The sequence below is a fragment of the Pseudomonas sp. MF6767 genome, from assembly GCF_016405475.1.
In the GTDB taxonomy this organism is placed as follows: Bacteria; Pseudomonadota; Gammaproteobacteria; order Pseudomonadales; family Pseudomonadaceae; genus Aquipseudomonas; species Aquipseudomonas paracarnis.
Genome location: NZ_JAEKCY010000031.1, coordinates 13,432 through 27,806 on the forward strand (window position 1 = coordinate 13,432; position 14,375 = coordinate 27,806).

The window sequence follows — 14,375 nt, forward strand, 5'->3', positions numbered from 1 at the left end:
GCCGTGTCGATTCATGTCGCGTTGCACCACGTTACGCATTACCGCTACGACCGTGCTGTCGAACTCGGCCCACAGATCGTTCGGCTACGCCCGGCAGCCCATAGCCGTACGCGAATACTGTCCTACGCGCTGAAGGTGTTGCCCGAGCAGCATTTCATCAACTGGCAGCAAGACCCCCAGGGCAATTATCTGGCGCGCCTGGTGTTCCCGGAAAAGACTGACGAGTTGCGCATTGAGGTCGACCTGGTCGCCGAGATGGCGGTGTTCAATCCGTTCGATTTTTTCCTCGAGCCCTACGCCGAAAAAATCCCGTTCAGCTACGCCGCCGATGAGCAGCGCGAGCTGGCGCCGTACTTGGAAACCCTGCCGCTGACGCCAAGGTTTGCCGCTTACCTGGCCGGTATCGATCGCACGCCGCTGCCTGCTGTGGATTTCCTGGTCGGCCTCAACCAGCGCCTGGCCGCCGATATCGGTTACCTGATTCGCATGGAGCCGGGTGTGCAAACCCCGGAATTTACCCTGGAAAACGCGTCCGGCTCCTGCCGCGACTCGGCCTGGTTGTTGGTGCAATTGCTGCGCAACCTCGGGTTGGCGGCGCGATTTGTCTCTGGTTATCTGATTCAACTGACCGCCGACGTCAAAGCCCTCGACGGCCCGTCCGGTACCGAGGTGGACTTCACCGACCTGCACGCCTGGTGCGAAGTGTATCTGCCCGGCGCTGGCTGGATTGGCCTGGATGCCACGTCCGGGTTGTTCGCCGGTGAAGGGCATATCCCCTTGGCCTGCAGCCCCGATCCATCGTCTGCCGCGCCCATCAGTGGGTTGGTTGAGCCGTGCGAATGCGAGTTCACCCATGAGATGTCGGTGGAGCGCATCTGGGAAGCGCCACGGGTGACCAAGCCCTACACCGAAGAACAATGGTTGGCGATCCAGGCCCTGGGCCGGCAGATCGACGGCGACCTGCTCAAGGACGACGTACGCCTGACCATGGGCGGCGAGCCGACCTTCGTCTCTATCGACGACCCAGACGGCGCCGAATGGAACACCGCAGCCCTGGGCCCGGACAAGCGACGCCTGTCGGCCGAGCTGTTCCAGCGCCTGCGCCAGCACTATGCGCCCAAGGGCCTGGTGCATTTCGGCCAAGGCAAGTGGTACCCCGGGGAGCAACTGCCGCGCTGGTCGCTCAATTGCTACTGGCGCCGCGACGGCGTGCCGATCTGGCACAACAGCGCACTGATCGCCGATGAGCAAGAAGACTACGGCGCCGATGGGGTGATGGCCGGGCGTTTCCTGGCCAGCGTCGCCGAGCGCCTGAAACTGCCGGCGCGCTTTGTGTTCCCGGCGTTCGAGGACAATTTCTACTACCTGTGGCGCGAAGGGGCGCTGCCCCAGAACGTCACCGCCCAGGACCCCCGCCTGAGCGACGACCTGGAGCGTGAGCGCCTGCGCAAAGTGTTCAGCCAGGGCCTGGATAAAGTCATCGGCCAGGTGCTGCCGCTGGCACGTACTGCGGCCAATGACCGCTGGCAGAGTGGGCGTTGGTACCTGCGCGACAACCATTGCCGGTTGGTGCCGGGTGATTCGCCGCTGGGTTACCGGCTGCCCTTGGCTTCCCAGCCCTGGGTGACGGCGGCTGAGTATCCGTTCATACACCCCACCGACCCGAACCAGGACCAGCCCGAGCTTCCCACTGCGGCGCAATTGCGCAGCCATGGCGAGCCGGCCCCGGACGACGAGCGTGTGCCCAAGGTCGACGAGTCCGCCGACTGGCTGACCCGTACCGCGCTGTGCGCCGAAGCACGAGAAGGCCGCCTGTACCTGTTTATGCCGCCGCTGGAGCGCATCGAGGATTACCTGGAGCTGGTGACTGCCATTGAGGCCACCGCCGAAGAGCTGCATTGCCCGGTACTGCTGGAGGGCTACGAGCCGCCAGCGGATACGCGCCTGAGCAATTTCCGGGTCACGCCAGATCCCGGTGTCATCGAGGTCAACGTACAGCCGTCCGCCACCTGGGACGAGTTGGTAGAACGCACCGAATTCCTCTACGAAGAGGCCCGGCAAACCCGCCTGACCACCGAGAAGTTCATGATCGATGGGCGCCATACCGGCACCGGTGGCGGTAACCACTTCGTACTGGGCGGTGCGACGCCCAAGGATTCGCCCTTCCTGCGCCGACCGGACCTGCTGCGCAGCCTGATCAGCTACTGGCATAACCACCCGTCGTTGTCCTATTTGTTCTCCGGCCTGTTTATCGGCCCCACCTCCCAGGCACCCCGGGTGGATGAGGCGCGCAACGATGCGCTGTATGAACTGGAAATCGCCTTCGCGCAGATGCCGGCACCGGGCGAGGACTGCCCGCCATGGTTGGTGGATCGCCTGTTGCGCAACCTGCTGATCGACGTGACGGGTAATACCCATCGCGCCGAATTCTGTATCGACAAACTTTACTCACCCGACGGCGCCACTGGCCGCCTGGGGCTGCTGGAACTGCGCGCCTTTGAAATGCCCCCCCATGCGCGCATGAGCCTGACCCAGCAGTTGTTGCTGCGGGCGCTGGTCGCGCGGTTCTGGCGCGAGCCCTATGCGCCGCCGAAGCTGGCGCGCTGGGGCACTGAACTGCATGACCGTTTCCTGTTGCCGCACTTTATCGAGCAGGACTTTGCCGACGTGATCGTCGAGCTGAACGCGGCCGGCTACCCGCTGCGTGCCGAATGGTTCGCGGCGCATCTGGAGTTTCGTTTCCCCAAGGTGGGCGACTACGCCGTCAGCGGTATCGAACTGGAACTGCGCCAGGCCTTGGAGCCTTGGCATGTGCTGGGCGAGGAGGGCGCAGTGGGTGGCACGGTGCGGTATGTGGATTCGTCCCTGGAGCGCCTGCAAGTGAAGTTGAGCGGGTTGCCACCGCAACGCTACCTGCTGACCTGCAATGGCGTGCCGGTGCCGCTGCAACCAACCGGCCGCGTCGGCGAGTTCGTGGCGGGCGTGCGTTACCGCGCCTGGCAACCGGCCAACTGCCTGCAACCGACCATCCCCGTGCATGCGCCGCTGGTATTTGACCTGCTCGACACCTGGATGCAGCGTTCGTTGGGTGGCTGCCAATACCATGTGGCGCACCCGGGCGGGCGCAATTACGACAGCCTGCCGGTGAATGCCAATGAGGCGGAGAGCCGGCGTATGGCGCGTTTTTTCCGCTTGGGGCATAGCCCGGGCAAGCTGCCAGTGCCGACTGTAACGGTAAACGATGAGTTGCCAATGACCCTGGATTTGCGGCGTTTCACAAAAAATAAGGAATGAACATGATCCTAGTGTGGGAGGGCTTTTGTGGCGAGGGAGCTTGCTCCCGCTGGGGTGCGAAGCGCCCCCAATAGCAGGCGACTGCTGCGCAGTCGAGCGGGAGCAAGCTCCCTCGCCACAACAAGCCAGCTCCCACATTGGATCGTAGTGAATTTGAGTTAACCTGACTTCCCTTGCCTCTGCCGAGCGTTCCATGTCCGACTTGCTCGACCGTTACCCGCTCACCGCGGGCACCTATCACGAACTGCTGGACGCCAGCGGCGCGGTGCGTGCCCATTGGCGACGCTTGTTCGATCACCTGCAACGCAGCACGCCCGCACAACTGGCCCAGCGCCAGGCGTTGTTGACGCGCCAGATCCAGGAAAACGGCGTCACCTATAACGTCTACGCCGACCCCAAGGGCGCCGACCGCCCCTGGGAACTGGACCTGCTGCCTCATGTGCTGGCGGCCGAGGAGTGGCAGCAACTGTCGGCCGGCATCGCCCAGCGTGCGCGCCTGCTCAATGCGGTGCTGGCCGACCTGTATGGCCCGCAGCGCCTGATCAAGGAAGGCTTGCTGCCGGCCGAACTGGTGTTCGGGCATAACAATTTTCTGTGGCCGTGCCAGGGCATCCAGCCGCCCGACGGTGCGTTCCTGCATCTGTACGCGGTCGACCTGGCGCGCACGCCGGACGGCCGCTGGTGGGTCACCGCCGACCGTACCCAAGCCCCATCGGGCGCCGGCTACGCCCTGGAAAACCGCACCATCGTGTCCCGCGCCTTCCCGGACCTGTACCGGGATATGCAGGTGCAGCACCTCACCGGTTTCTTTCGCACGCTGCAGGAAACCCTGGCGCGTCAGGCCCCTGGCGATGATCAGCCGCCGCTGATCGTGCTGCTCACGCCGGGGCGTTTCAACGAAAGCTATTTCGAACACCTGTACCTGGCGCGCCAGCTCGGGTACCCCTTGGTAGAGGGCGGCGACCTCACCGTGCGCGACAGCACCGTGTTCCTGAAAACCCTTAGCGGCCTGCGCCGGGTGCACGCGATCATGCGTCGCCTTGATGATGATTTCTGCGACCCGCTGGAGCTGCGCACCGACTCCGCGCTCGGCGTGCCGGGCCTGCTCGACGCCGTACGCCAAGGCAATGTGCTGGTGGCCAATGCCTTGGGCAGCGGCGTGCTGGAGTCCCCGGGGTTGCTGGGCTTTTTGCCCAAGATCAACGAGTTTTTGTTCGGTGAAGCCTTGATCCTGCCGTCGATTGCCACCTGGTGGTGCGGCGAAGCGCCGGTGCTTGCCGAAGCCCTGGAAAAACTCCCGGAGCTGCTGATCAAGCCGGCATTTCCCTCACAAAGTTTCGCCCCGGTGTTTGGTCGCGACCTTGACGACGAACAGCGCCAGGCCCTGGCTGAACGCATGCGTGCGCGGCCCTATGCCTATGTCGCCCAAGAGCTGGCGCAACTGTCTCAGGCGCCGGTATGGCACACCGTGGATGACCACCTGCAACACCGTGCCATTGGTATGCGTGTCTACGCCGTGGCCAGTGAAGACGGTTATCGGGTACTGCCCGGCGGCCTGACTCGCGTGGCGGCCGACGCCGATGCCGAGGTGGTGTCGATGCAGCGCGGCGGGGCGAGCAAGGACACCTGGGTACTCGGCGAACGCGTGCCGGGTGGCGAGCAGTGGCGCGCCCAGCGCACCATTGGCGCCTATGACCTGGTGCGCCGCGATCCCTATCTGCCCTCGCGCGTGGTGGAAAACCTGTTCTGGTTCGGTCGTTACTGCGAGCGCTGCGACGACAGTGCGCGCTGGCTGCGCATTGTGCTGGCGCGGTATGTCGATGGCGACGATCCGCTGGCGTTGCAGGCCGCCGTCGAACTGGGCGAAAGCCTGCGCCTGTTGCCGGAGGAGGGCGAGCTGCCTGAGCGCCTGCTCGCCGCCTTGCTGGGTGATGACTGGCCTTCAAGTCTGCGCGCCAACCTGCAGCGCCTGCAGTGGGCGGCGTCCCAGGTGCGCGGCAAGTTGTCCAGGGAAAACTGGCAGGCCCTGGTGGAGCTGCAACGCGAAGCCATGGAACTGGAAAGCGACACTGCAGACTTTGGCGAGCTGCTCGACTTTCTCAACCGCCTGGTGATGTCCCTGGCGGCACTGTCCGGTTTTGCCCTGGACGACATGACCCGCGATGAAGGCTGGCGCTTTTTGATGATGGGCCGGCGTATCGAGCGTCTGCAGTTTCTGAGCAGCAGCCTTGCGGCGTTCCTGCGCGGTGTGGCGGTGTTCGATCAGGCCGGGCTGGAATGGTTGCTGGAGCTGGGCAACAGCAGTATCACCTACCGCTCGCGCTACCTGGCGGTGCCGCAGTTGATCCCGGTGCTCGACCTGCTGCTGCTCGACGAGCAGAACCCCCATGCGGTGCTGTTCCAGCTCAAGTTGGTGAGCCGCACCCTGCGCCGTCTCAATGATGATTTTGGCGTGCCCCGTGAAACCGGGCTGGTGCCTTTGGTCGAGTGCCTGGCGCGTTTTGACCTGGGCTGCCTGGAGAACGGCCTGTTTGGCGAAACCAGCGTGCGTGCCGCGCTGGACGGCCTGGCCGACCTGTTGCAAGCGGTGGCCGATGAAAGCGGGCAAGTGTCGGATCGCCTGGCGCTGCGCCATTTTGCCCACGTGGATGATGTCAGCCAGCAAACGGTGTCGGTGTAATGAGCGCGCGCTACCAGATTTTCCACGATACCCATTACCACTATGACAGCCCGGTGTCCCTGGCCCAGCAACTGGCGCACCTCTGGCCAAGGCCGTGCGCCTGGCAGAAGTGCACCTGGCAGCAGTTGGATATCAGCCCGGAACCCACCTCGCGCCGCGACGAACTGGACGTATTCGGCAACCCGATCACTCGCCTGGCGTTCGAACGGCCCCATGATGAATTGCTGGTGAACGCCGGGCTCACCGTGGAAGTGCTGGCGCGACCCGCTCTGGACTTCCAGCGGTCGCCGCCCTGGGACCACACCCGCGACAGCCTGACTTACAGCAGCCAGGCATTGAGCTCCGAACTGATCGAAGCCTGTCGTTATCGCTTCGAGTCGCCCTATGTCCATCTGAAGAAAACTTTCGTCGAGTTCTCCGAAAGCTGCTTCCCGCCCGGCGAGCCTTTACTGTTGGGCACGCAGGCATTGATGGAGAAGATCTTCAGCGAATTTACCTTCGATGCCGAAGCCACCCAAGTCGCCACACCGCTGGTGGAAGTGCTGGAGCGCCGTCGCGGCGTGTGCCAGGACTTCGCTCACCTGATGCTTGCCTGCCTGCGTTCGCGGGGCCTGGCGGCGCGCTATATCAGCGGCTACCTGCTGACCCAGCCACCGCCCGGCCAGCCACGGCTGATTGGCGCGGATGCGTCCCATGCGTGGGTCTCGGTGTTTTGCCCGGTATCAGGCTGGGTGGATTTTGACCCGACCAACAATGTGCAGCCGGCGCTGGAGCACATCACCCTGGCCTGGGGCCGGGATTTCTCCGATGTGTCGCCGTTGCGTGGGGTGATTCTGGGGGGAGGCAGCCACGACCCGGAGGTGCGGGTGACGGTGATGCCGCTGGAATGAAAAACGATCATTCCCACGCTCTGCGTGGGAATGCCTGCTGTGACACTCTGCGTCACCCTTGCGCTGGCTTCAAGCCTGGTGCGGGACGCGGAGCGTCCGGGGCTGCATTCCCACGCGGAGCGTGGGAACGATCATTCAGTTGGGGCTTTCGGGGTTTCGGTCTCGTCAGGTGCCGCTTCACCTTCGGCATCCGGGTTCAGCGCGCCGGCTTCTTCCTCAGCAGCGGCTTTCTTGCGTTGCAGCTTTTCCTCTTTCTTCTGTTCCTTGGCCAAGTCTCTCTGACGTTTGGCGAAGGAGTAATTAGGTTTGGCCATGGGCGATCCTCTAGGGTCGAAGGTGAGGGTGGGCGGCGCGCAGCTGCCTCGGGTCGTCATGGTAGCAGCTTCGGGGGGGCGTTTGCTTTCACTTACCGCAGGCGTAGGCAGCCAGGAGGCCGTTGAACAGGTGATTGAGGTGCATGGCATGAACTCCCGTGAGTGATGGGCCGATCATAATCAGGGTGCGGCAGTTTGGCTGGTTGATTGTGTTGATGAAGCTGATAGCCTAAAGTTGTATACAATCTGTTGATTCAGATCATAAGAACTCAAGCCTGATTGAGGCACCCTTACCGCAATCCGCGTTTTTTAAAACCCTGCCTTGGAGATTCACATGTTTGCCAAACTCGTTGCTGTTTCCCTGCTGACTCTGGCGAGCGGCCAGTTGCTTGCTGCAGAGTGCAAGGTCACTGTCGACTCCACCGACCAAATGTCGTTCAACACTAAAGAAATCACCATCGACAAGAGCTGCAAGCAGTTCACCGTTGAGCTGACTCACTCGGGTAACCTGCCCAAGAACGTGATGGGCCATAACTGGGTGCTGACTACCGAAGCCAATATGCAACCGGTAGCAACCGACGGCATGGCTGCGGGGATCGACAAGGATTACCTGAAAGCCGGTGATGAGCGCATCATCGCCCACACCAAGATCATCGGTGCCGGCGAGAAAGACTCGGTGACCTTCGACGTCTCCAAGCTGAAGGCCGATGAGAAATACAGCTTCTTCTGCTCGTTCCCAGGCCACATCTCGATGATGAAAGGTGCTGTGGTCCTGAAGTAAGACCGCGTTACCGTTCATCGCAGGCAAGACGGCTCCCACATTCGACCGCATTCCCATGTTGGAATCCGGTCAAGTGTGGGAGCTGGCTTGCCTGCGATGGCGATCTGACAATCAATGCAAAACCATCGGGTTCACCTCAAGGCGCAAACGGCATCACCCGCTTGTGCTCAGTCTTGCGATAGGTCTCGCAGATAATCCTGAACGCCTCCTCACGCACCGGCTCCCCCTGCAGGAACGCATCGATCTCGGCATAGGTCACCCCATGTGACGCCTCGTCCGGCTTGCCCGGCGACAGGTCTTCGAGGTCAGCGGTCGGCACCTTCTCCACCAGCGATTCCGGCGCACCAAAGTGACGGGCAATGGCCCGCACCTGATGCTTCACCAGCCCGCTCAACGGTGCCAGATCGCACGCGCCATCACCGAACTTGGTATAGAAGCCCATCACCGCTTCCGCCGCATGGTCGGTGCCGATCACCAGGCCACCGGCCGCGCCAGCGATGGTGTACTGCGCCACCATACGCATGCGCGCCTTGGTGTTGCCCAGCACGAAGTCACGGGACGCCGCGGCCTTGCCTTCAAAGGCGGCCACTTCATTGGCCAGGGCTTTAACCGCCGGGCCGATGTTCACGGTGTGACGTTCATCCGGCTCGATAAAGTCCACAGAGGCCTGGGCGTCGTGCTCGTCGAACTGGGTTTCGTAGGGCAGGCGCACGGCGATAAAGCGGTACGCCTCATCGCCGGTGCTGGCGCGCAGTTCCTGCACCGCACGTTGGGCCAAGAGGCCTGCGGTCAGGGAGTCGACACCACCACTGATGCCGAGCACCAGGGTCTTGAGCCCGGAATTGCGCAGGCAGTCCTGGATAAAGGCCACGCGCCGGGCAACCTCGGCTTCGAGTGCGGCCTGGTCCTTGAACGGGGCTTGCACCTTGAGCTGTTGTGCAATCTCACGCTGTACGGCTTGCATGATTCACTCCTTGCTGGATAGGGCAGGTACTTTGAAAACGTGACGCAAATAGGCGACAAAATTCGGGTCGGTGCAATGGGTCTTGCCCGCTTCATCGGAGATCTTCGCGACGGGCTGGCCATTGCAGGCGGTCATTTTAAGCACGATGCTCATCGGTTCCACCCCTGGAATATCACAGGTCAGGTTGGTGCCGATGCCAAAGCTCACATTAATGCGACCGCGCAACGCCCGGAATATTTCCAAGGCTTTGGGCAATGTCAGACTGTCGGAGAACACCAGGGTCTTGCTCATCGGTTCGATGCCCAGCTTGTGGTAGTGAGCGATGGCTTTTTCTGCCCACTGGATCGGATCACCGGAGTCATGGCGCAGGCCGTCGAACAGCTTGGCGAAGTACAAGTCGAAGTCGCCGAGGAACGCGTCGGTAGTGATGCAATCGGTGAGGGCGATACCCAGCAGGCCACGGTACTCGCGCACCCAGCAATCAAGGGCGGCGATCTGGCTGTCGATCAGGCGCGGGCCGAGTTGCTGGTGGGCCATGATCCACTCATGGGCCATGGTGCCCAGCGGCTTCATATCGAATTCGCGCGCCAGGTGCACGTTGCTGGTGCCGACAAAGCGCCCAGGGAAATCGTGCTTGAGCACGCTGACCACTTCCTCCTGCACCCGGTAGGAAAAACGCCGGCGCGTGCCGAAGTCTGCCACTTGCAGCTCCGACAGCTCATCGCTGTTGGCGTTGGCGGTCAACCAGTCGAACTTGCGATACAGCTGCTCGCGGGCCTGTTCAAGGATCACGGTCTGGTAGCGGTAGCGGTTACGCACCTCGCTGACGATGGCCAGCATTGGCACTTCAAACAGGATCACATGCAGCCACGGTCCGCGCAGGCGGATAAACAACTCGCCGTTCTCGATGCCGGTTTGCACATACCGCAGGTTGAAGCGAAACAGCCCGAGGAAGCGCAGAAAATCCGGTTTCATAAAACTGATCCGTTCCAGGAAACCCAATTGATCGGGGCTCAGGCTCAGCTCGGCGAGGCGCTCGATCTGGTAACGAATCTCCGCCAGGTAAGGGCGCAGGTCTTCACTGTTACGGCAACGAAACTCCCATTCAACTTCCACGTTCGGGTAGTTGTGCAGCACCGCCTGCATCATGGTCAGCTTGTAGAAGTCGGTGTCGAGCAGGTTCTGCACGATGCGATCGGCAAACACACTCTCGCTCATAACGGGAATCTCCAGACGGGTCGGCGATGGAGGCCGGCCTTTACGCACAATTGAGGAAGGGGGTTAGTGGCGCATAGACTTGTGGGGTTTTGCCAGTGATTTTTTCAGTAAGGCCACTGGCGCCATCGCAGGCAAGCCAGCTCCCACATTTGGAGTGCATTCCAAACGGTGGGAGCTGGCTTGCCTGCGATGGCGATTCTCCAGGCGCTAAAGCACCTGCTCCATCATCCACTTCACAAACTCGCGTACCTTGGGCACCTCCGCCGAATGCTCAGGATACGCCAGGTAGTAAGCATCCTGGCTTGGCATCGCATGTTGCCAGGGGATCACCAACTTGCCCTCGGCCAATTCCTCCTCCACCAGAAAACGCGGCAACAGCGCCACGCCGCATCCCACCTGCGCCGCACGAATACACATATAAAACGTGTCGAACCGCGGCCCATGGTAGCTGTGCTCGGTATGGAAACCCTGGCTGGCGAACCAGTCATGCCAGCCTTGGGGCCGTGACGCGTTTTGCAGCAGCACCAGCTCGCTCAGTTGTGTGGGGTCGGTGAAGGGCTGGGCGGGCAGGCTGTCGGGCGAACACACCGGTACCAGCTCTTCACTGAACAATTTCAGGCTCTCGGTGCCGGGGCGTGCGCCCTGGCCGAAATAGAACGCCATGTCGGCCTTGCCTTGCAGTAACTCGTCCGGGTCCTGTTCGTTGCACAGGTCCAGGTGGATCTGCGGGTGGCGCAAACGCCAACCCTTGAGGCGCGGTACCAGCCAGCGTGCGCCAAAAGTGTAGGGCGTGGACACGCGCAGCACTTCGGTTTCACCGCCGTAGGAGCGCAGGTAGTGGGTGGACATTTCCACTTGGGTGAGGATCTTGCGCACTTCCACCAGGTACAGGTCGCCCGCCGGGGTCATCTGCAAGCGGCGGCGCACGCGGCGAAACAGCAAGTGTTGTAACAGCTCTTCCAGCTGCGCTACTTGTTTGCTCACCGCGCTTTGGGTGAGGTTCAGTTCCTCGGCGGCTCGGGTGAAGCTCAGGTGGCGGGTGGCCGCTTCGAAACACTGCAGGGCGGTGATCGAGGGCAAATATCTTTTGTTCAGCACGGCATGCCTCTTTTTATTCTTTGCATGAATAAAGGGAATGATATCTCGCCTAATCGTCGTTTGTTGGCAAGTCTTGGGCCAGCTACAAATAGGCTCAGGATCGCCGTGCAAGCAGCGGCGCGATTTTTCTACGCAGATTTGAAGGAGTGACCCATGGTTGCCGCATTGCTTGATCGTCTCGGGGTAAACCCGGCGCTGTACCAGGCTGGGAAACAACCCGTGCATTCACCGATTGATGGTAGCCGTATCGGCAGCGTCCATTGGGAAGGTGCCGCCGAGGTGGAGCAACAGGTCAGTCGCGCCGAGCATGCATTCGAAGCCTGGCGCAAAGTGCCGGCGCCGCGACGTGGCGAGCTGGTGCGCCAGTTCGGCGACGTATTGCGCGAGTACAAGGCCGACCTGGGCGAACTCGTTTCCTGGGAGGCCGGCAAGATCACCCAGGAAGGTTTGGGTGAAGTGCAGGAAATGATCGACATCTGCGACTTCGCCGTCGGCCTGTCGCGCCAGTTGTACGGCTTGACCATCGCCTCCGAGCGCCCCGGCCACCATATGCGTGAAACCTGGCACCCGCTGGGCGTGGTCGGCGTGATCAGCGCCTTCAACTTCCCCGTGGCCGTGTGGGCGTGGAACACCGCGCTGGCCTTGGTGTGCGGCAACGCGGTGATCTGGAAACCGTCGGAAAAGACCCCGCTCACTGCACTGGCCTGCCAGGCCTTGTTCGAGCGCGTACTGAAAAAATTCGACGGTGCCCCCGAGTACCTCAGCCAAGTGATCATCGGCGGCCGCGACGCCGGCGCTGCGCTGGTGGATGACCCGCGCGTCGCGCTGATCAGCGCCACCGGCAGCACGCGTATGGGCCGTGAAGTGGCACCCAAAGTCGCCGCGCGTTTCGCCCGCAGCATCCTTGAGCTGGGCGGCAACAACGCGATGATCCTCGGCCCAAGCGCCGACCTGGACATGGCCGTGCGCGCCATCCTCTTCAGCGCGGTGGGCACCGCCGGCCAACGCTGCACCACCCTGCGCCGGCTGATCGCCCATGAGTCGGTCAAGGAAGAAATCGTCACCCGCCTCAAGGCCGCCTATTCCAAAGTGCGCATCGGCCACCCACTGGAAGGCAACCTGATCGGCCCGCTGATCGACAAGCACAGTTTCGACAACATGCAGGACGCCCTTGAGCAAGCCTTGAGCGAAGGCGGCAAGGTGTTCGGCGGCAAGCGCCAACTGCAAGACAAATTCCCCAACGCCTACTACGTATCGCCAGCCATCGTGGAAATGCCCGAGCAAAGCGACGTGGTGTGCAGCGAAACCTTCGCGCCGATTCTTTACGTGGTCGGCTACACCGACTTCGCCGAAGCCCTGCGCCTGAACAACGCCGTGCCACAAGGCTTGTCATCCTGCATCTTCACCACTGACGTGCGTGAAGCCGAGCAGTTCATGTCGGCGGTGGGCAGCGACTGTGGCATTGCCAACGTCAACATCGGCCCGAGCGGCGCGGAGATCGGTGGCGCGTTCGGGGGTGAAAAAGAAACCGGCGGCGGGCGTGAATCGGGCTCGGATGCGTGGCGCGGGTATATGCGCAGGCAGACCAATACCGTGAACTACTCGCTGGAGCTGCCGTTGGCACAAGGCATCACGTTCGACTGACCAGACTGATCGTTCCCACGCTCTGCGTGGGAACGCATTCTGTGACGCTCCGCGTCACGACAATGCGGACGCGGAGCGTCCAAGGCTACATTCCCACGCAGAGCGCGGGAACGAGCGGTGGTGAATTCATCCCGGAGTCTGGCAATGGCACTGCGCGAAACATGTTTATGGGAACACCTCACTCCAGGCCGCCCCGACCGAGCCGCGCTCAAGGGCGCTGTCAAGGTGGATTTGTGCGTGATCGGCGCTGGCATCACCGGTTTGTCGGCGGCCATTCATTTGCTGGAACAGGGTAAAAGCGTCGCCTTACTGGAGGCCCATCGCACCGGCCACGGTGGTTCGGGGCGCAACGTCGGGCTGGTCAACGCCGGCCTGTGGATTCCACCGGACGAGATCGAGGCCGGTTTCGGCACGGCGGTGGGCAGCCAACTCAATCGCATGTTGGGTGCGGCGCCGTCCCTGGTGTTCAGCCTGATCGACAAGTACAGCATCGACTGCCAATTGCGCCGTGAAGGCACCTTGCACATGGCGCACAACGCCCGTGGCGAGGCGGATTTGCGCAGCCGTGAGGAGCAGTGGAAACGCCGGGGCGCACCGGTTGAGTTACTCACCGGCCAGGCCTGCGAGCAAGCCACCGGTACCCGGAAAATCGCCGCCGCGTTGCTGGATCGGCGCGCCGGCACCTTGAACCCCATGGCCTACACCACTGGGTTGGCGAATGCCGCCGCAGCGTTGGGCGGGCAATTGTTCGATCATTCGCCGGTCACCCAGCTTGAGCGCCAAGGGGCCGATTGGTCGGTGCAGACCGCCGAGGGCGCGGTACAGGCCGCCCAGGTGGTGATCGCCTCCAACGCCTACACCGAAGGCGAATGGACCGAACTGCGGCGTAACTTCTTCCCCGGCTATTACTATCAGGTGGCCTCGGCGCCGCTGACCGATGACGCGGCCAAGCAGATCCTCCCCGGCGGCCAGGGTTCGTGGGACACGCGCCAGGTCCTGAGCAGCATTCGCCGCGATGCCGATGGCCGCCTGTTGCTGGGCAGCCTGGGTAACGGCAACCAGAAACCGGCGTGGTTCCTCAAGGCGTGGGCCGATCGGGTGCAGCAACACTACTTCCCGTACCTCAAACCGGTGCAGTGGGAATACACCTGGACCGGCTGCATCGCATTCACTCCCGACCACTTGATGCGCCTGTTCGAACCGGCCCCCGGCCTGGTGGCGGTTACCGGTTATAACGGACGCGGGGTGACCACCGGCAGCGTGGTGGGCAAGGCGTTTGCCGACTACCTGTGTCACCAGGACACCCAAGCCTTGCCGATCCCTTTTACGCCCATGCAACCCTTGGCCGCGGTGGGCTTGCGCAGCTGCCTGTATGAAGCCGGCTTCTCGCTCTATCACGCCGGGCAATGCCTGAGGATCGTGATCTGATCAGCGAAATACCCCTCAAAAGCCTGCGTTTTCTTAGCAGGCTACCCATCTGTATTGGTGCAAG

Annotated in this window: 10 protein-coding genes; 6 read left to right on the forward strand and 4 right to left on the reverse strand. The window is 62.3% G+C overall.

The window, feature by feature from the left end:
- Window positions 1-3: 3 nt before the first annotated feature.
- From JFT58_RS28515 to JFT58_RS28525, 3 genes are all read left to right on the forward strand, one after another.
- Window positions 4-3,294 (forward strand): transglutaminase family protein, encoded by a 3,291-nt coding sequence (locus JFT58_RS28515; RefSeq protein WP_054896273.1) that lies wholly within the window; start codon window positions 4-6, stop codon window positions 3,292-3,294.
- A 193-nt stretch (window positions 3,295-3,487) separates the two neighbouring features.
- Window positions 3,488-5,974 carry a circularly permuted type 2 ATP-grasp protein gene (locus JFT58_RS28520; RefSeq protein WP_054896365.1) on the forward strand — a complete coding sequence of 829 codons (2,487 nt, stop codon included), beginning with the start codon at window positions 3,488-3,490 and terminating at the stop codon, window positions 5,972-5,974.
- A complete protein-coding gene (locus JFT58_RS28525; protein WP_054896366.1) occupies window positions 5,974-6,864 on the forward strand; it encodes a transglutaminase family protein in 891 nt (296 codons plus the stop codon). Before JFT58_RS28520 ends, JFT58_RS28525 begins: the two co-directional genes overlap by 1 nt.
- Window positions 6,865-6,995: 131 nt before the next feature.
- On the opposite strand, the gene JFT58_RS28530 is transcribed toward JFT58_RS28525, so the two are convergent.
- Complete coding sequence (locus JFT58_RS28530; protein ID WP_034125662.1) at window positions 6,996-7,178, reverse strand: hypothetical protein; 183 nt, start codon at window positions 7,176-7,178, stop codon at window positions 6,996-6,998.
- A 334-nt stretch (window positions 7,179-7,512) separates the two neighbouring features.
- On the opposite strand from JFT58_RS28530, the gene azu reads away from it, so the two are divergent.
- A complete protein-coding gene (azu, locus tag JFT58_RS28535; RefSeq protein ID WP_003188091.1) occupies window positions 7,513-7,959 on the forward strand; it encodes an azurin in 447 nt (148 codons plus the stop codon).
- A gap of 136 nt (window positions 7,960-8,095) precedes the next feature.
- Here the strand turns inward: azu and nadE are convergent, their stop codons facing one another.
- From nadE to JFT58_RS28550, 3 genes are all read right to left on the reverse strand, one after another.
- On the reverse strand, window positions 8,096-8,923 hold the full coding sequence (nadE, locus tag JFT58_RS28540; RefSeq protein WP_014716685.1) for an ammonia-dependent NAD(+) synthetase: 828 nt from the start codon (window positions 8,921-8,923) through the stop codon (window positions 8,096-8,098).
- A 3-nt stretch (window positions 8,924-8,926) separates the two neighbouring features.
- Window positions 8,927-10,141, reverse strand: a complete 1,215-nt coding sequence (pncB, locus tag JFT58_RS28545; protein WP_054896367.1) for a nicotinate phosphoribosyltransferase — start codon at window positions 10,139-10,141, stop codon at window positions 8,927-8,929.
- A 207-nt stretch (window positions 10,142-10,348) separates the two neighbouring features.
- Entirely contained in the window at window positions 10,349-11,239 is an 891-nt protein-coding gene (locus JFT58_RS28550; protein ID WP_034125663.1) for a LysR family transcriptional regulator, read from the reverse strand.
- A 153-nt stretch (window positions 11,240-11,392) separates the two neighbouring features.
- On the opposite strand from JFT58_RS28550, the gene amaB reads away from it, so the two are divergent.
- Window positions 11,393-12,883, forward strand: a complete 1,491-nt coding sequence (amaB, locus tag JFT58_RS28555; RefSeq protein WP_019818294.1) for an L-piperidine-6-carboxylate dehydrogenase — start codon at window positions 11,393-11,395, stop codon at window positions 12,881-12,883.
- 144 nt (window positions 12,884-13,027) lie between these two features.
- Window positions 13,028-14,311: an L-pipecolate oxidase gene (gene amaA, locus JFT58_RS28560; RefSeq protein ID WP_198834811.1), complete on the forward strand. Its 1,284-nt coding sequence runs from the start codon at window positions 13,028-13,030 to the stop codon at window positions 14,309-14,311.
- The last annotated feature ends 64 nt before the right edge of the window (window positions 14,312-14,375 follow it).

What these genes read in the sequence shown, in the direction of transcription:
- azu (WP_003188091.1), top strand. Translation starts at nt 7,513, where the DNA reads ATGTTTGCCAAACTCGTTGCTGTTTCCCTGCTGACTCTGGCGAGCGGC.
- JFT58_RS28520 (WP_054896365.1), top strand. Translation starts at nt 3,488, where the DNA reads ATGTCCGACTTGCTCGACCGTTACCCGCTCACCGCGGGCACCTATCAC.
- JFT58_RS28525 (WP_054896366.1), top strand. Translation starts at nt 5,974, where the DNA reads ATGAGCGCGCGCTACCAGATTTTCCACGATACCCATTACCACTATGAC.
- nadE (WP_014716685.1), bottom strand. Translation starts at nt 8,923, where the DNA reads ATGCAAGCCGTACAGCGTGAGATTGCACAACAGCTCAAGGTGCAAGCC.
- pncB (WP_054896367.1), bottom strand. Translation starts at nt 10,141, where the DNA reads ATGAGCGAGAGTGTGTTTGCCGATCGCATCGTGCAGAACCTGCTCGAC.
- JFT58_RS28530 (WP_034125662.1), bottom strand. Translation starts at nt 7,178, where the DNA reads ATGGCCAAACCTAATTACTCCTTCGCCAAACGTCAGAGAGACTTGGCC.
- amaA (WP_198834811.1), top strand. Translation starts at nt 13,028, where the DNA reads ATGGCACTGCGCGAAACATGTTTATGGGAACACCTCACTCCAGGCCGC.
- amaB (WP_019818294.1), top strand. Translation starts at nt 11,393, where the DNA reads ATGGTTGCCGCATTGCTTGATCGTCTCGGGGTAAACCCGGCGCTGTAC.